The following is a 16,808-nucleotide window of genomic DNA, read 5'->3' as shown; positions in this document are numbered from 1 at the left end:
CCGGCTGCGGTGCCGCGTGGCGCGCACCCGCGCCGATGGGCTGAAATCATGAGGGGAAGAGTCACTTTGGCCGGAAGGCCTTCTGGGTGACGGCGCGATCGACCTGAACGGGACCGCGCCCGTCCCGGTCAGGTGCTCCTGGGCGGATCGGACGGGATCTGGCGCGGCCGCCAGCCGCTCATCCCGATCATGATCAGTCGTAGCTGACGCTCGGCGCGCGCGATCACCTCGCGTTCGTCGCGGGCGCCGCGCTGCTCGACCTCTAGGACGCTGACGACGGTGGACATCATGGTGCCGACGATCAGATCCGCGGCCATCTCGAGGTCCTCGACCTCCCAGTCGGACAGGCCCGGCATCCGTGACAGGTCGATGGTGAGTTCGCTTGCGAACAAACGCAATTCGGATGCGATGGCCCGGCGCACCTCGGCGACGCCGCCGTAGCGTTCGCGGCTGAGGAACCGGAACTGCGCCTCGTGGGCATGGACCTGCCTCAGCAGGATCTCCAGCGACGTGCCCGCATTCTTCGTGCTGGGGTCGCGGCGGGCCTCGCGCAGCATCCGCCGCAGCATGCGCATGCTGTCCTCGACGAGCGCGACGCCGAGATCGTCCATCGAGGCGAAATGCCGATAGAACGCGGTCGGCACGATCCCGGCCGATCTCGCGACCTCGCGCAGGCTCAGATTCGCGAAGCTGCGGTCCTCCAACAGCTCCAGGGCCCCGGCGAGAAGCGCCGTCCTGGTGCGCTCCTTGCGTTCGGCCCTGCTCTCCGGTTCGGTCACGTAGCTCAGTGTATGTGTGTTCACTTCTTCCGTGTACACCTTGGCTGTAACGGGCATCACATCACGCCTGGGGTTGACACCTACCTGGTACTTCCTGACACACTTGTTTGTGTACGAGTGTTCACTGAAACTCGACCCAGGAGGTTGTGGTGACCCTGCAGACCCGGATCGGATCCCGCCGGCTGTCGCTGATGTCGCTGTTCGAGGCGATGGCGGCCCCGCACCAGATCGACCGCTATCTCGAGCTCGTGAACCCGATGGCGACGGTGCGCGACCTGCGGGCCGAGGTCACCGGTGTCCGCCGCACGACCGCGGACACCGTGACCCTGACGCTGCGCCCCACCCGGCAGTGGCGGGGGTTCGAGGCCGGCCAGTTCGTCCAGGTCGGGGTCGTGATCGACGGCGTCCGGCACACCCGGTGCTACTCACCGGCCTGCTCGCAGCACCGCCCGGACGGCCGCATCGAGCTCACGATCAAGGCGCACCCCCAGGGCATGGTGTCGCGGTACCTGCACGCCGAGGCCCGCGTCGGGCTCGTGGTCAGCCTGTCGCAGGCCGACGGCGTGTTCCGGATGCCCGCCACCCGACCCGAGAAGATCCTGTTGATCAGTGGCGGCAGTGGCATCACCCCCGTGTTGTCGATGCTGCGGACCCTCGTCGACGAGGGGCACGAGGGCGAGATCACCTTCCTGCACTACGCCGATACCGAGCGGGATGTGGCCCACCGAGACGAGCTGGTGGAGATCGCGGACGGCCACGCCAACGTGCGGTTGGTCCTGGCCTACACCGGGCAGGCGGAGGGCGGTGATCTGCACGGCTTCTTCGGGCAGGAGCACCTCGAGGCGGCGGCACCCTGGCACGGCGAGGCCCAGACCTACCTGTGCGGTCCTCCCGGGCTGATGCGCGGGGTTCGCGAGCACTACGACCGGATCGGGCTCGGGGCCCGGCTGCACAGCGAGGAGTTCGCCGCGCCGGTCGCCGCCGGTGACGAGGACGCCACCGGCCTGCTCACCTTCACCTCGTCCGGGGTGACGGCGCGGAACTCGGGAGCGAGCCTGCTCGAACAGGCGGAGGCCGCCGGTCTCACGCCCGAATTCGGGTGCCGGATGGGGATCTGCTTCTCCTGCACCGCGGTTAAGACCTCCGGTTGTACGAGGAACCTGCGGACCGGCGAGACGGATACCGACCCGGATCAACCGATCCAGCTGTGTATCTCCGCCGCCGTCGGCGACGTCTCCGTCGACATCTGATCACGCCGAGATCGCACCCACATCGACCAAGGAGAACACCATGCTCGGATTGACGCTCCCGACGCTGCCGTTCCTCGGTGGCACGAAGAAGCAGGAAGCCGCTGTCCCGATCGTGCTCAGCTACGAGCAGGTCGAGGAGATCGGCCGCGAACTCGACGAGCTGCGCGCCCGGATCGTCGCCGATCTCGGCGAGCAGGACCGCGAGTACATCTATCGGATCATCAAGGCGCAGCGCGGATTCGAGGTCGCGGGCCGGGGGCTGATGTACCTGGGGTTCCTGCCGCCGTTCTGGCTCGCCGCCGTCGGAGCCCTCGGCATCTCGAAGATCCTGGACAACATGGAGATCGGCCACAATGTCATGCACGGCCAGTACGACTGGATGCGGGAACCGGGCCTGAACTCGCGGGTCTTCGAATGGGACACCGTGTGCCCGGCCGACCAGTGGCGGCACTCGCACAACTACATGCACCACACCTACACCAACATCGTCGGACGCGACCGCGACATCGGCTACGGCATCCTGCGGATGGACGAGGCCCAGAAATGGAATCCGTACTACCTGGGCAACCCGGTCTACGCGTTCGCGCTCATGGTCTTCTTCGAGTGGGGCGTGATGCTGCACGACCTGGAGACCGAGAACATCGTCAAGGGCAAGCGCAAGTGGCACGATGTCAAGCCGCTGCTGCAGGGCATGTGGCGCAAGGCAGGTCGCCAGGTCCTCAAGGACTACCTGGTCTTCCCGGCCCTGACCGGCCCGCTGTTCGTGACCACCCTGCTCGGCAACGCGAGCGCCAACCTGGTCCGCAACCTGTGGACGTACTCGATCATCTTCTGCGGGCACTTCCCGACGGGCGTGCAGACCTTCAGCGAGGAGGAGACCGCGGAGGAGACGCAGGGGCAGTGGTACGTGCGGCAGATGCTCGGCAGCGCGAACATCGAGGGCAGCCCGCTGTTCCACATCATGTCCGGCAATCTCTCGCACCAGATCGAGCACCACCTGTTCCCCGACATCCCGGCGCACCGCTATCCCGAGATGGCGCCGCACGTGCGGGCGCTGTGCGAGAAGCACGGCCTGCCCTACAACACCGGCGGGTTCTTCAAGCAGATCGGATCGGTGTGGGGCAAGATCTTCACGCTCGCCTTGCCGCCGTTCCTCACCGGCTCCCGGGCCGCTCCCGGTGTTATCGTCGAACGTCAGAAGGCCGCAGCGTGAGAGGTGACGCGTCCATGGTGAGCAAGTTCGAGCGACGCAAGGACACCGTGCAGGAACTGACGGAGTCCGGGGCCACGCACGTCGGCAGGATCGCGATGATCATCGCCGGCGCTGTGCGGGACGTGACCCGCGAGATCGGCGACTGGATCACCGACGGCATCGAGATGCGCGAGGCGTCGAGGAAGGCGCAGGCGGACGCCGCCGACGAGGAACCGGACGTCGCGAAGGGTGACGTGGACGGCAGCGACGGCCCCGCTGCGAAGTAGTCGCCGCCCGTCTGTGGCGCCTCGCACCCGGCGCGTGATAATTGATCCAGCTGATGATGATCGGCGGGACGACGACACGTGCCTGCCTGGAGTAGTGGATGCGGAGAACGGCGATGAGTGAGGCAGTTCAGGTCGGGGACCTGGTGCATATTTCGGACACTGCCGGCACCTGGGCGGTGGAGGAGATCCGCTCCGGGATCGCCCTGCTGCGTGGCAGCGACGACAAGCGGATCTCCTCGCGGCTGCACAAGCTGACGGTGGTGCGCAAGGCCGCGTCGAAGTAGCGGGCGCCCGGTTTCGCGGACTCGTCTTCCCGGGGCGCCCAGTCACCTCATGGCGTCGCCAGGAATTTGTCGAACGCGGGCAGCACCTTCGGATTCGAGTCCTTGATCCCGTTCATCGCGCCGGCTCCCGCGCCGATCACGCCGCCGAGGATGCAACCGGCGATGAAGTTGGGGAAGATCGTCAGGCATCCCACGCCGACGCCGACGCCCAGTCCGATCAACGCGCCCTGGGCGCCGCCGTTGTTCCAGCCGACGGCGGCCTCGGCGGCGAGGGCGTCGAAGGCGGACTGCTTGCTGGGATTGTCGGGCCAGATCGCGTCCGAGACGGCCTCGGCGCCCGGTGGCGGTGCCAGCGGTGGTTCGGCATAGGCCGTTCCCGCGCCAGCGCCGAGGGCGGCGACCACGAGGACGGAGGCGGCAAGGGATTTGGTCGGATTCATTGCAGGGCTCCAATACTGGTTTGGATGGCCAAGATCCAATTCAGTCGTCGCTGGGACGGCGGGCCTGATCGGCGGTTGATGGCGACGGAGGTCGCGCGGACATGAGAGCTCGGATCGCGCCGTTCGATGCGGCCACTTCCATAGCGCACCTCCACGGGGGTCGCCAAGAGTCAGGTAGAAACACTAGCGCGGTGGTCGCCGATCCACGAGGGGCATTGTGCCGAACGGCGCGATCGTGCCCGGGCCGTTAGGTCCCGCCGGCGGGAAAGGGCCCCCGGCCCGCGCGAGAAAGGGCCCCCGGCCCGCGGGCCGAGAGCCTTCCTGCGGTGGGGTCGGTCACGACCCGAGGCTGCCCCCGCCGAGGCTGCCGAGCGGGCCGGCGCCCTCGCCTCCGCCACCCTGCATGCCGCCCATCATGTCCATCACCTTGATCATGAGATCGATCAGCTTCTCGAGCATTTCGAGGTCCATCTTGTTGCCACCTTCACGGGTACTTCACGGTGTGAGCGGTGTGATCGCAACTGAATGCGAGGCGCACCAGTCGAGCATTACCCGCCCACCGCTCGTGAGGACGGCAACGCCGATCGGACTTCCGGAAGCCACGGCAGGGCTCCGGAGTCACTGAGCGCGATCAGAGAACGCGCGGTCGCAACGGCGGTGGGGAGCGGCAGGTGGCGACCGCGACATGCCCGCGGCCTGCTCTGCTGCCCGCTCCGGCGCGCCGGGCGGTGCAATCGTCCGTCATGGGACTCACCTCAACCCTGTGTATCGCTGGGCTTCGGTTCAATGTTGCAGGAATCGGCCGCCGATTTTGTCGTTACCGGTCAGGAGATCGCGTCAACTCATACGAAGGCGTCGCCGCACCCCCGAGCCTTGAGCCGATCGGTAAGCATCAACGACACCAAAAATGCGTCTGACCTGCTGTTCTATTTCGTAGTGGTTCCTGGTTCGGTTGCTTGCGCAGGTACGATTGAGGTGTGTCGGGGAGATTGGATCGGCTCTCGACATGGGAGGTTTTGATCATGTGGGGCTCGATTGACTTTGGTGTCATGGTTGACGCTGGGGTCAGGTTGTGGAACATGTTCCTGCTCAGCATTGGTCTCGGCGTTTTCATCAGGTAGAAGCGACGCCCGGCTTTCGTAGGCGCGCGCCGGAGAATCAGTCCCTCTGTCGCGCGCTGTGGGTTGGCTGCGCGGCCGGGCTCATTCACCCGTCGGCGGTGCGGTGATGTGCTCCCGGAGGCGGCGCAGAAACCGCTCGCGATGCTGGTGCAGCAGCTCCGCCTCGGCGGCGTCCACGGCCTCTTCGTGCTGCTCGACCCTGCGCAGCTGGAGTGCGCGCGTGACGCGAGCCGGGGCGGTTGCCTTCTGCAATGCGCAGGCTCGGGCGGCGGCGGACTTGTCGTCGAGCAGGTAGGCGGCGGCGCGGTCGCACTCGATCAGTAGTCGCTCGTATCCCAGGCGCAGCGCAGACCCCTCGTCGAGCCGCGTCATGCCCTCTTCGATGAGCTGGAGCGGGATGCGGGCGAGGCGGTACTGGAATCTCAGTAGAGCCGCCGCCGCGCCGCCGATCACGCCCCCGAGCCTAGCGTGACGGGGAAGGGGAGCTGTCTGGAAAAGCGAAGGTTCGGGGAACGGACCCAGATCGGAGAGCGACGAGATCGCATACCCGCACAGGTTTGTGCCCCCGGCAGGAATCGAACCTGCGACCTAGAGATTTGCAGGTATGGGGATATGGGATGACCCACCAGAACCCAGTCGGGCGAGGTCAAAGTCCATGTCAGGGGCGTTTGGGGCCTCGTGGGTACGCATGGGTTTTCATGGGTGGGTGCCCATAGTTGGTGAATAAACGGCGGATGGAGCGGATAAGCGGCGGATGGAGTAGGCGCGCCTCGCCGAGGACCGCCTCTCTCGCGCGTGTACAGGCGCGCGTACGCGGACGGGAGGCAGAGTGCGCCCATGCTTCCCCTCGTGGCGTGTTGCGTTAGCCGGTGAGCATGGCGGTGGCGATACCGGTCAGCACGTCCCGCCCACCCTCCGCGAACAGCCTGGCCGTCGCAGTGAGCGCGCTGCGCTTGGTCTCGTCGGGCTCGGTGTCGGTGGCTTCTTGCGGACATCCGAGCGAGACGCACAGGCATGTCGGCCATTGATGATGCAATCAGCGGCGGAGGTGTTCATTGCTGGCCAAGTGTGCCGATTGCGACGTGACGTTCGACCCTCGACCCACCGGGCGTGGGCCGAGCCGTCAGCGCTGCCCAGAGCACGTCAAGCGGCGTAAGCAAGAGCTCATCCGAGCTCGCGACATGCTTAATCGTGCGCAGGAGTGGGGGGTCGAGACCGAGCTCGTCATCGCCCGAGAAGTGTTCGAGCGAGACGGATGGATCTGTCACCTGTGCGGGGAGACGATCCCGGAGCTCTTGCGGACAACCCGGGTGCTCGGGGGCACGCACGAACCTCTATCCCCGGTCATCGACCATGTGATCCCGCTGTCCAAGGGTGGCCCCCACACGATGGAGAACTGCCGGGCTGCCCACTGGACGTGCAACGCCCGCAAGTTCAACACCGTGTCCGATGCGGCGACTCCTACCGAGGATGAGCCGCTGCCCACGGTGCCGAGCCAACCCAGTGTGGAGGCTGAGGGCCGCCGGTGTGAACTGGTCGGGTGTGAGCGCCCGCATTACGCACGCGGGCTATGCACGCCGCACTACAGGCGGCTGAGGAAGCATGGCGACCCCAACAAAGTCAGGTGCGGCTGCGGCTGCGGTGAACTGATCACTGTGGGAGGGCACGTTGCCGTCGTCACCTACATCGACGGCCACGGCGTCACGGGTGTTGCGGATTCCACTGAGGCGAAGTTGCGTAAGAACGTCACGAAGCAGGCGGTGTCGGAGCGCGGCAAGATTTTCCACAGGTTGACGGACGATTGCCTGGTGTGGACCGGCGGCAAGAACCCGGCGGGGTATGGCCTCGTCTACCTTCGTGTGCCGGGACGGAACGTTCTGGTTCACCGCCTCGCGTACGAGTTGGCGAATGGCGATGGGTCCGCACACAACCTCACGATCGACCACCTGTGTGGCGTCCGGTTGTGCTGCAACCCGAACCATCTGGAGGCGGTGACCATCGCCGAGAATCTCCGGCGAGCTGCCGTCATCATCGTGGCGTGCCCGGAGGGGCACCCGTACGACGGGGAGAACACGGACTACAGCTCCGAAGGGCACCGCCGGTGCCGCCAGTGCAACACCGACCGCTACCACGTCGCTACCCACGGACACGCGTTCGTGGATGACCCGGACAACCCCAGCAAGGTGCGCCGACGCTGCCTGATCTGCCGACAGCGCGAGGAGATGACTCCGCAATTCTGTCCACAGGGGCACGAATACACCCCCGAGAACAAGCGGGTTGATACGCGGGGCAAACGGGTGTGCCAGCAGTGCATCTGGGACCGGACCCATGTGCCACAGTTCGGCCACTCGTTCGTACCCGACCCGGACGGGCCCGCCAGGAAGCGCAGATGCCTCACCTGCTTCGAGGCGAAGCCCGAACGAACTCACTGCGTCAATGGACACGAGTACACCGAGCTGACAACCGAGTACACCGCTAAGGGGCAGCGCAACTGTGCTGCGTGCCGACTCAACGCCAACCATGTCCCGAAGCACGGCCACGAGTACGTCATCGACCCGTGCAGTCCTATCACCGAGCGACGATGCCTCGTCTGCGTCGAAGCGAAGCAGGCGACGCCCCAGTTCTGCCCGAACGGTCACGAGTTCACACCGGCGAACACGAGGCTCAACAGGGGATGGCGCAACTGCCGCGCGTGTGAGCGCAACAGGGGGCACCGCAAACTGTTCGACCACGACTTCGTGGCCGATCCACACAGTGGCAAGCGCGTTCGTTGCCTTCACTGCGCCGAGCCCCGACTAGACCGGTAACCCACAGCGGGCGCCGGGCGAGCCGCCGATGGGCTAGGCGGCGGGCACCTTGGCCGCAGCTTCGGCCTCGTAGGAGGTGCGGATGGCGGGGCCAGCTCCGTTGGTGATGGCGTAGCTCATCCACCAGGTCTGGCGGTGCGACTTGTCGAGGTCACCGAGGCGGTGGGGTGCGGTGAACGCGAGCAGTCGGGGGTCGATGCCGTCGGCGAGTGGGGTGAGGATGCCCCTGCCTCGGAGGGTGTTCGCGTGCGCGTAGACGGCGTGCAGCTCCACCACGAGGCGGTCGGCCTTGTCGTAGATGTCGGGGTCAGCGGGGCCATCGAAGATCGTGCGGTGTCCGTGTTCGACCACGTGGGCGGCGGGGGTGACGAGATCGAGGACGATCGACTCGGCCCAGGGGGCGAGGATGTCGGCGACGATGGTGTTGCCGAGCTTCCGCAGGACACGGTCGGCCTGCTGGTCGTATCGGAACGCGAGCTTGTTGTAGAGGCGTCGCTCGTCGCGGCTGGGCGCGCTCTGGCGGACCTTGGTGACGGCGGCGGATACCGACAGGTCACCGCTGACGATGGCGTCGGCGATGTCCTCGGTGAGGTTGTCGTTCTCCTTGAGTGCGTTGTCGAGTTCTGCGCGCGCGGTCTCGTACGCAGCAGTGATGGTGTCGAGCTTCTCCATCGCGGCCTTGAGGTCCTTGCTGGGGACGACGCCGGAGTCGGTGAGGAGACCGCGCAGGGTGTCGCGGGCTTCGTCGGCGGTGTAGACGAGGGCTTGAGGTGCAGCGGGCATGGCGTTCTCCTGTGGTCGAGTCGGATCAGGCGACGGTGGTCGTGCGGACGGGGGTGGCGCGGAGGGTGCGAAGCTCCTGGCGGGTGGGCAGCTCGGCGAGGTCGATCAATGCGATGTCCACCAGCGTCTGAAGCTGCTGGGGTGCTGCGGCCCCGCCTTGCGCGTGGATGGCGTGTGCCCTGCGATGCAGTCGGGCCAGGGTCGGCGCGAACATGCTCATCTCAGGCTGGGCGAGGATGCGGCGGTGCTCGGCGCCGAGTCCTCGGACGGAGGCGGCGAGGTACACGAGGGCCACGAGCGGGTGATCCTCGGGCAGCTGGGGCAGCGGGCTGCTGACGATCCTGGGGACCTTGTTGGGGTCGGGTCGCCTGCCTTCGGCTGCTGCGCGGGCGGACATGTTCGCAATGCTAATGAGTTCGCGCGCGTGAAGTACACCCACAAACGTACGGCTGCAAACGTGAAAACCGTTGAGGTGTCTCGGGTTAGAGCAACCTGGTCGGGGAAGCCTGCCCAGAAACGACGGAGCCCCCGACCGCTTTCACGGCCAGGGGCGGACCCGTAGTGCAGCCATCCGCAACGTCTAGCAATCGTTGTTGAATGATCCGATCCGACGCCGGGCGTCGGACCCGGCGACGTCACCGAGCATAGCCGTGGGTGCTTCGGGGAGGGAACTCGCCAAAACGCGCTAGCTGCAACATGTCTCGGGTTAGCTCAACCCATTGAGGTGGAATCTAGAAATATCTGCTCACCGGACCGGCCTGACGGCGAGAACGGGAAGTCCGACCGAGATATAGTCGCAGGTCAGATGCCTTTTGCTGCTGCAGATTTGCAGCTAGCGACGCGGGATCACTCCTCGTCCGAGGCCACGGTGGCGGCCCAGGCGGTTTGCTTCTCGGTCCAGAGGGCCTCGAACGCGCCGCGCTCGGTGTAGTAGGCGTCCTTCTGGCGTTCGGTCCAGGTGCTCTCATCCAGGCCGGGGATGGCGTGGCGGGCGGTGAATGACCGCATGAACTCCTCCGAAGCTCGGGCATAGGCGCCCATGAACTCCATGTACGTCTTGCCTGCGAGGCGGTCGGTCATCGCGTGCTCTCCTGGATGCGGGGCTGTGCTTGCTCGGCTTCGGCTCGGTCGGCGATACCCGCCATGAGGACGTCGGTGACGGACTGCACACCCATGTAGGCGGGGCTGACGACGATAGCGCGGATCTTGTTGAGTATGGGCAGGGTTAGCACCAGGACGTGCCAGCCCTGCACGCCGGGTAGGAGATCGTCGGTGGCGTCGTGGGCGTGCCAGCCGGTGGGAACGTCTTCGTAGGCGGCTGCCCGGCCTGCGAGGGGTGTCCTGTGGGTGCGGGCGGATCGCAGGGTGGCGGTGATGTTGCCGTGCCGGTCGAAGTCGAAGGTGGTCCGGGCGGATTCGAGCATGGGGTCATGTCCTTCGTTAGCGCAATCCGGCTGCGGTTCGGCGGATTTCGCGGCCTGCATGGACGGTAGCGGTTGGGTATGACGCCATGGGGTGGCGTGCGCCCTGCGTTTACGCGGCCCAGCTGTTCGGGTGGCGTGGCGTCGGCTCCACTCGTCGGGGGTGTACCGAATTGACGGCTGTGCGGCCCGTGGACGGCTTTTCAGGGCGGGGGCGGTGTCCCTGGATGGTTTCGGCCGCCTGGGGCGCCGTGGCGGGTCCTGCTGTGGGGCTGGTTGCGGTGGGCGCCAGTCGAGAATTCCGGTGCCTCGGTACAGCCAGCGGCCCTCGGTGAGGGACACCCGTTCCCAGAGTCCGGCGTGGACGCCTTCGGTGAGGAGTGTGGTGGTGCCGCGCTTCGGGTATCGGGCGGCGGTGAGCAACTCGCGGCGGGTGTGCCACTGCCGGTCTGCGAGGAGCCGGCCAACGGCGGCGAGGGCTCGGGTGGCGCGTCGGTCGGTGCCGTCGAGGGCTCCGTCGAGGATGGTCATGGTCGGGGCTCCGGGAGGCGTAAATGCGTGCGTGGCGGGAGGGTTGCGGCGCGGCCGCGAGTGAGGTCCTTCCGGACCGCTGGCGCCTTCTGCTCGGGCGGTTTCGGTCGGGCGTCTGCGCCTTCCTGGGAACGCCGTTCCTTCCGTTCCTCCCCTATGGGGTGAGGAACGGGGAACGTTACGGTTTTCACGTTCCGTTCCTGACCGTTCCTAGGAACGTTTTTTGCCATCTGACCTGCTGGTTTTGTTCGCACAGGTCGACTGTTCCTGACCGTTCCTACCGTTCCTAAGGAACGGTCGTTTCTCAGCACCGTTCCGGGAACGGTTTTGGGCCATCCGGGAGCTCTCGAAGGATGCCCTCGGTCGGCGGTGTGGGCGCTCATGCGGCGTCCTCTCCGGCAGCGATCCCAGGGGCCTCGTCGCGGTCTTTGCGCTGTCGGAGTGCAGCGCAGAGGACGTCGTTGCTGCCTACTCGCTCGCCGTTCTTCTTGAGGAGGTCTTTGGCTTTCGCGTTGGAGATGCTGTTTGGGGCTCCGAGCCGGTCGAGGGTCGCGTTGACCGCTTCGTACTCGGCGCGGTGGGCGTCGATGCTGTCCCAGACGATGCCCCCGCTGCCTGCCTTTCCGGTGGGGATGACGTGTCCGAGTGGGGTGTCGGTGCGGCGGAGGTGGATTTCTTCGGCGTAGCCGTCGAAGCGGGACCGTTCCAGGGTCAGCGTGAGATTGTCGCGCTTGCGTGGGTCGGCGGCTAGAACCCAGTGCGTTTCGAGGTCGCTCATCTTCTGGCTGGACCCGCGTGCACCCTTGGTCTCGTCCTTGCCGGTGTGGTCGAGCCTGATGATGGTGATGTCGGGGCGCGCTCGTCGGATCGGCATGATGGTTTCGCGGTAGAAGTCGGACCACACCTGCGAGCTGTTCTCGTCGCCGCTGACGGTCCGCGACACGGTGTCGATGATGATGACGTCCGGCTTCACCATGGCGACGAGGAGTGCCAGTTCCTTACCGCCTTCCCGCGTGTTCAGCGCGGGCAGCGGGGGGTACTGGGCCACCTTGAGGTGTTCGCCGACCGTGGGCGGGAATGTCATCTTGGTGAGTTGGTTTCGCAGCCAGTTGGGGCCGTTCTCGAAGTCGAGGTACAGCACCGTCAGCGGGTCGAATTTGCGGGCCGAGTCGAAAGCTGACCGTCCGAGCGCCCAATGTCCGGCCATCCAGTAAGTGAGGATCGACTTGCCAGACTTGGCGGCGGCGGTGAGGCCGTAGTACCGGCCCTTGGCGATGAATCCTTCTTCGAGCCAGTTCGGCGGCTCGGGTGGCGTGGCCATCAGTGTGGGGATGTCGACCATGTAGTCGTCGTACCGCGCGCGGGCGGTCTCGACTTCCTCGTTGACGATCTCGCCGTCGAGGATCGGGCCAGCGTCGAGCGGTTTTGGGCTATTGAGCGCGCCGACGAGGGCGAGCGAGGATTTCATGTGTTCGGGGTCCTCGTAGTTGTCGATGTCTTCGCCGCTGCGGAATGCCGCCCAGTCGCCGCTGTAGAGGGTGAACTGCACGTACTGGGCGATGGTGTAGGTGCCGGACTCCAGCTGGGGATGCGACTCGCTGAACACGTGCAGCGGCCACTGACCGTCGTGCCCGGCGTTGTAGTCCTCGCCGCAGCCCTCGGCGTGCACGATGGCGGATCGTGCGGACGACGCGGCGGGGTGCTGCCACTGGCGGCATTCGGGACCGCAGCCGCCCGAGCCGGTTTCGGTCCATCCGTCGCCGGTGAGCAGTACGCCCCAGTTCTGGGCGCGCCCCCAGTTGTCGAGCGGCGTCGTCCCCTGATCCGGAGCGACAGCTCGGAGGGTTCGGGAACCTCTAGCGCTGCTAGCGGGCTTCCGCGTGCTCTTGACGTTCTTGAGCAGCCAAGGGCCAGCGACGCCGATTCGAGCGCCGGTGCACTCGTAGCGGCCTTCGGTCCGCACCGAGCCGGGCAGCAGGGCGTACTTGCCTTGCTCGCCGATGATCGACCATTTGTCGGGGTCGCTGCCGACTGTGCCGCTGCCGCCCTCCTCGCCCTCCGGGAGGACGAAATAGGTGTGCCCACCATCAGAGTGCACCCAGTTGCCTTGGGCATCCAGCTTGCCTGGGGTGCGGACCGTGGGTCCGTGCTCGCGGTGTTCGGTGTAGGCGTCCGGGTCGCCGAAGCGCAGCGCCCTCTCGTACGCGGCGACTTCGGCGGGCTTGTCGTAGTCGGCGAGCAGCAGACCGGACGCGTGCAGGTGCACGGCGAGGTTCGGCAGCCGTCCGTCCCCCAGATGGTGTTTCAGGTACTCCCTGGTCATCTGGCGGACCCTGTCGGGGTCGTTCGTGAACAGGTAGACGCCCTTTAGGCCCTCGAACTCGTCGGACGCCTCCTGTTCTTGGGTCAGGCAGTGCTGACGGAATACTGGGGCCTTCTCGAACTCTGTCGGCTTGGTCGGGTCGGGGCCACCACCGACGGGGTATGTGATGCCGATGTGTAGACCCGCACCACAGCACGCCTCGACAGCTGCGCCGAACTTCGCTGCAGCTGCTTCCTTGGCGGCTTCGGTGTCGTCGGCTGCCTGCCAGCCGTCGTTGAGGAGTCGGAACGCTTCGGCGATCTTCTGGGCGCGCGCAGCGGTCCGCATCTCGGGCAGTCCGTCGCCGAGCACGACGCCACCCGGGACAGCAGCGAAGGGCCTGCTCGGGGTGCTGCTCGCGCTGCTGGCTGGCTGCTCGCCGCTGTTAGCCTGGTCATGCATTGGGTTTGGCTCCTTTCTGGTGGCGCCCCTCGGATTCGGCGGTCCGGGGGGCGCCGTTCTGTGTGAGGGGTTAGGCGGCGAGGCGTGCGGCGCGCTGGCGGGCCTTGTACCGCCGGTTGCGGAACCTGTGGCAGATGCGGCAAATCCGCTCGCCGCGCGAGTTGATGTAAAGGTTTTCCCCGGCGAGGAGGTGCCTTCGGTCGCATTCGAGCTTCGCGGCGTTGATGGCGGTGGGCCCGTTGCCTCGTAGGACGTTCTCAGGGTTGGTGACTTCTTCGAGGTGGTCGACGTTGACGCAGCTGGGGACCCGGCACAGGTGGTCGAGGACCAATTCAGGGTGTGGGTCTCGGGCGTAGGTGAGGGCCCAGGCGACGCGGTGGGCTTTCACTTCTTGTCCGGCGAGGCGGACGATGCCGTAGCCCTTGCTGTTACGGGGGCCGGTCCAGAGGATGTGGGCGTCGGCGGTGATGGCGGTTCTGGCGTTGAACTCGTCGGTGAACTGGCGGTATTGCGGGCCGGTCATGGCGTTGAGGACGTCACGGATCGGTCGGATGTTGTACACGGTGGGGCTCCAATCTCCTCGCTGGTCACCCCCTGGTGGGGCGGCCGTCAGCTGCCGTACCTGTCGAGATGGGTGGTGGCGCTGGGTGGTTGGAGATGTGGGGCCCGCGTGGGCGCTAGTTGCGCTGGGCGGTTCCGGGTCGGTCCTGGTCGGCTCGGTGGTGGTCGGTCAGGGCCGTGCGGACGACGTCGAGGACGTCGAGGCTGCGGCTGGTCGGGTGCACGACCGCGAGGTAGCGGTCCCCGTCGGAGTCGGCAGCCGTGAATGCGAGTTCCCAGCCTGGTTTCGTTGCCCAGTAGCCAGGCACGACGTGCGCGGGCAGCCGGTGTGCTCGGGTGAGCTGTGCGGCGGCGTGCTGGGCGAGGGTCCTCGGGCTGGCGGCTGGGTCGGTGAACTGTCCGAGCAGTTCGAGGTGTCCAGTGTGCGCGTGGGCTCGGATGAACGACACCGCGAGCAGCTTTCGGCGGCGAGCGGTTCGGTCGGTCTGGTGGTAGATCATCGTGGTCACGCGTCCTTGCCTTCGATGAAGTCGATGACCTCCGAGGTCTTGTATCGATACAGGCGGCCGATGGGGTACGCCGTCGGGCCGTGCCCGCTGGCGCGCCAACGCTGGAGGGTGTTCTTGGAGATGCCGAGCAGCTGTCGGCATTCGGCGGAGTTGATGTAGCTGCCGAGGGCGATGGTCGCGCCTGTCGGGGAGGTGACGAGTGGTCCGGCTGTGGTCACGGTCCGTGCCTGCCTTTCGCGGGTGCTGAATGATGCCTACGAGGCGTCAAGCTATCGGAAGGTCACCGCGATTACACCCTCTGACCTGGGTATTTGCGCTAACTCGGGACATCTTCATGGAGTGTGTGGTCCCGCGTAATTGCTAATTGCCTGTGCCGCATGGCTTCTCGTTGGAGCCTCTAGCTGGGGGAATGCGGGTGTTGCGCTAATGCGTGACAGCCCTTGATATTTCGGGTTCTCCGCATATGTAACGATTTAATAACGCAGCCTCTTGGGTGCTGCTGGGTCCGCATGGAGCCCCGTAGTGTCGAACCTGCTGCTATTCCGCCTCTAATCGCGCCGCAGCCGATCCACCTTCTCTCGCGTGAAGTCAGCGCACCACCTCACGGAGGCAACCCAGATGGCCGGACGTCCACCCCTGCCCTTGAACTCGCACGGCGAGATCTCCCGTCGACAGCTCCCGGACGGACGGTGGCGCGCCCGCTGTCGGTTCAGGGGCGCCGACGGCATCACCAGGTCCGTGCAGAGGGACTCGCCACCGGGTGGCCGGGATGCGCGCGGCAAGAAGGCCGAAGATGCGTTGAAGGCGGCCCTGGAGAGGCTGGTCGGCGACGGCACTGGTGGACGCGTCACCGGGCGGACGGTTCTGGCTGACCTGCTCGACATGCACGTTGTGGATCTGCGTGATCCCGATGCGGGCTACGCGGCACGGACCGTCGACACATATGCGGCCGTCGCGGCGAAGCTGCGTCCGAAGCTCGGTGGACTCCGGGTCGAGGAGGTGACCGCTCGCAGCCTCGGACAGATTCTCGCCGCGCTCGGGAGGGCGCACGGCCGCACCACGGCGAAGCAGGCGAAGACGATCCTGTCCGGCATGTTCAAGATCGCGGTCGCCGAGGGCGCCGTGCAGCGCAGCCCTGTGCGGGACATCGACCCGGTGCGGGCGAGGTCGACGCCGCGCCGCCTCGCGCGTTCACTGACCGGCGAAGACCTGGCGACCCTGATCGAACACCTACGGACCTCGGATGCACCGCTGCCGCCGATGATCGGCGCCAAGAAGTCGACCACGACGCGGACGGTGTCGGCGTTCGCACGAGACGTCGACCTGCTCGACCCCATGGTCATGCTTGCCGGTACGGGACTGCGTCGCTCCGAGCTGCTCGGTCTCGTGTGGTCGGACTACAGCCGCCGCGAGAGGACCATCACTGTCACCGGTCACGTCGTGCGGGCCGGGAAGACCGACGACACCAAGTCTGTACTGATCCGTGAGGAGGCGGTGAAGACGGAGGGGTCGGCGCGGGTGATCGCCCTGCCTGACTTCGCGGTCGAGATGCTGAACCGGCGACGCCGTGAACTGCGCCCGGTCAACGAGGGCGTCCCGCTACTGATCTTCCCGACGACCGCCGGGACCATCCGCGACCCCGACACGTTCGCGTCGCAGTGGCGGCGGGTACGCGGTGTCATCGGGTTTGGCTGGGTCGGCACCCACGCCATCCGCAAGACGGTGGCGTCCCTTCTGGACGAGGCCGGGCTGTCGGCGCGCGTCGCGGCGGACGTCCTCGGCCACGCTCGGCCGTCGATGACACAGGACGTATACATGGGGCGTGGCGGTGTCCACACGGCCGCCGCCGAGGCTCTCAGCAGGGTGTTCGCTGCACATTAATTGCGAATAAGCGTGGGATCGGGCCATCTGTGGCCCGGTCGCGCCCCGGTTACCGGGGCTCTGACCTGCGCACATGTGTGCCCCCGGCAGGAATCGAACCTGCGACCTAGAGATTAGAAGGCTCTTGCTCTATCCAACTGAGCTACGGAGGCATGATCCCGCGAAGGACCGGCTCAGGAGTCTACCGGTAGGTCGGGC

At 66.4% G+C, this 16,808-nt stretch carries 18 protein-coding genes and 1 tRNA gene; 6 read left to right on the top strand and 13 right to left on the bottom strand.

Features of this window, described 5'->3' with window-relative positions:
- Positions 1-128: 128 nt before the first annotated feature.
- Positions 129-779 (bottom strand): TetR family transcriptional regulator, encoded by a 651-nt coding sequence (locus ACFQS9_RS23555; RefSeq protein WP_378408972.1) that lies wholly within the window; start codon positions 777-779, stop codon positions 129-131.
- Positions 780-970: 191 nt separating this feature from the next.
- Here ACFQS9_RS23555 and ACFQS9_RS23550 point away from each other — a divergent pair, with 191 nt between their 5' ends.
- From ACFQS9_RS23550 to ACFQS9_RS23535, 4 genes are all read left to right on the top strand, one after another.
- Positions 971-2,029 (top strand): ferredoxin reductase, encoded by a 1,059-nt coding sequence (locus tag ACFQS9_RS23550; RefSeq protein WP_378409058.1) that lies wholly within the window; start codon positions 971-973, stop codon positions 2,027-2,029.
- A 40-nt stretch (positions 2,030-2,069) separates the two neighbouring features.
- A complete protein-coding gene (locus ACFQS9_RS23545; protein ID WP_378408971.1) occupies positions 2,070-3,242 on the top strand; it encodes a fatty acid desaturase family protein in 1,173 nt (390 codons plus the stop codon).
- 14 nt (positions 3,243-3,256) lie between these two features.
- A complete protein-coding gene (locus ACFQS9_RS23540) occupies positions 3,257-3,508 on the top strand; it encodes a hypothetical protein (RefSeq protein ID WP_378408970.1) in 252 nt (83 codons plus the stop codon).
- A gap of 113 nt (positions 3,509-3,621) precedes the next feature.
- The gene (locus ACFQS9_RS23535; RefSeq protein ID WP_197023548.1) at positions 3,622-3,792 is read left to right on the top strand and encodes a hypothetical protein; all 171 of its coding nucleotides are present in this window, start codon (positions 3,622-3,624) and stop codon (positions 3,790-3,792) included.
- 47 nt (positions 3,793-3,839) lie between these two features.
- Here the strand turns inward: ACFQS9_RS23535 and ACFQS9_RS23530 are convergent, their stop codons facing one another.
- The 3 genes from ACFQS9_RS23530 to ACFQS9_RS23520 form a co-directional block, all read right to left on the bottom strand.
- Complete coding sequence (locus ACFQS9_RS23530; protein WP_378408969.1) at positions 3,840-4,232, bottom strand: hypothetical protein; 393 nt, start codon at positions 4,230-4,232, stop codon at positions 3,840-3,842.
- 336 nt (positions 4,233-4,568) lie between these two features.
- Positions 4,569-4,703: a hypothetical protein gene (locus ACFQS9_RS23525; RefSeq protein WP_378408968.1), complete on the bottom strand. Its 135-nt coding sequence runs from the start codon at positions 4,701-4,703 to the stop codon at positions 4,569-4,571.
- A gap of 731 nt (positions 4,704-5,434) precedes the next feature.
- Positions 5,435-5,806: a hypothetical protein gene (locus ACFQS9_RS23520; protein ID WP_378408967.1), complete on the bottom strand. Its 372-nt coding sequence runs from the start codon at positions 5,804-5,806 to the stop codon at positions 5,435-5,437.
- A gap of 629 nt (positions 5,807-6,435) precedes the next feature.
- On the opposite strand from ACFQS9_RS23520, the gene ACFQS9_RS23515 reads away from it, so the two are divergent.
- Positions 6,436-8,160, top strand: a complete 1,725-nt coding sequence (locus ACFQS9_RS23515; RefSeq protein ID WP_378408966.1) for an HNH endonuclease — start codon at positions 6,436-6,438, stop codon at positions 8,158-8,160.
- A gap of 33 nt (positions 8,161-8,193) precedes the next feature.
- Here the strand turns inward: ACFQS9_RS23515 and ACFQS9_RS23510 are convergent, their stop codons facing one another.
- The 8 genes from ACFQS9_RS23510 to ACFQS9_RS23475 form a co-directional block, all read right to left on the bottom strand.
- Entirely contained in the window at positions 8,194-8,943 is a 750-nt protein-coding gene (locus ACFQS9_RS23510) for a hypothetical protein (protein ID WP_378408965.1), read from the bottom strand.
- A 25-nt stretch (positions 8,944-8,968) separates the two neighbouring features.
- Positions 8,969-9,340, bottom strand: coding sequence for a hypothetical protein (locus ACFQS9_RS23505; RefSeq protein WP_378408964.1), 372 nt, complete (start codon positions 9,338-9,340; stop codon positions 8,969-8,971).
- Between the two features lie 449 nt (positions 9,341-9,789).
- Positions 9,790-10,023, bottom strand: coding sequence for a hypothetical protein (locus ACFQS9_RS23500; RefSeq protein WP_378408963.1), 234 nt, complete (start codon positions 10,021-10,023; stop codon positions 9,790-9,792).
- Entirely contained in the window at positions 10,020-10,367 is a 348-nt protein-coding gene (locus ACFQS9_RS23495) for a hypothetical protein (protein WP_378408962.1), read from the bottom strand. The genes ACFQS9_RS23500 and ACFQS9_RS23495 overlap by 4 nt, the downstream gene beginning before the upstream one ends.
- A gap of 907 nt (positions 10,368-11,274) precedes the next feature.
- On the bottom strand, positions 11,275-13,659 hold the full coding sequence (locus ACFQS9_RS23490; protein ID WP_378408961.1) for an AAA family ATPase: 2,385 nt from the start codon (positions 13,657-13,659) through the stop codon (positions 11,275-11,277).
- A 70-nt stretch (positions 13,660-13,729) separates the two neighbouring features.
- Positions 13,730-14,221 (bottom strand): HNH endonuclease signature motif containing protein, encoded by a 492-nt coding sequence (locus ACFQS9_RS23485; protein WP_378408960.1) that lies wholly within the window; start codon positions 14,219-14,221, stop codon positions 13,730-13,732.
- A gap of 115 nt (positions 14,222-14,336) precedes the next feature.
- On the bottom strand, positions 14,337-14,729 hold the full coding sequence (locus ACFQS9_RS23480) for a hypothetical protein (protein WP_378408959.1): 393 nt from the start codon (positions 14,727-14,729) through the stop codon (positions 14,337-14,339).
- Positions 14,726-14,947, bottom strand: coding sequence for a helix-turn-helix domain-containing protein (locus ACFQS9_RS23475; RefSeq protein WP_378408958.1), 222 nt, complete (start codon positions 14,945-14,947; stop codon positions 14,726-14,728). The genes ACFQS9_RS23480 and ACFQS9_RS23475 overlap by 4 nt, the downstream gene beginning before the upstream one ends.
- A 364-nt stretch (positions 14,948-15,311) precedes the next feature.
- On the opposite strand from ACFQS9_RS23475, the gene ACFQS9_RS23470 reads away from it, so the two are divergent.
- Positions 15,312-16,610, top strand: a complete 1,299-nt coding sequence (locus ACFQS9_RS23470) for a tyrosine-type recombinase/integrase (RefSeq protein WP_378408957.1) — start codon at positions 15,312-15,314, stop codon at positions 16,608-16,610.
- Positions 16,611-16,688: 78 nt separating this feature from the next.
- On the opposite strand, the gene ACFQS9_RS23465 is transcribed toward ACFQS9_RS23470, so the two are convergent.
- Positions 16,689-16,762: transfer RNA gene (locus tag ACFQS9_RS23465), tRNA-Arg, on the bottom strand.
- Positions 16,763-16,808 lie beyond the last annotated feature (46 nt).

This window comes from Rhodococcus daqingensis, from assembly GCF_042665615.1.
Taxonomy (GTDB): Bacteria; Actinomycetota; Actinomycetes; order Mycobacteriales; family Mycobacteriaceae; genus Rhodococcus_G; species Rhodococcus_G daqingensis.
The sequence above is the reverse complement of the archived record's forward strand: the minus strand, read 5'-3'. Positions and strand labels throughout refer to the sequence as shown.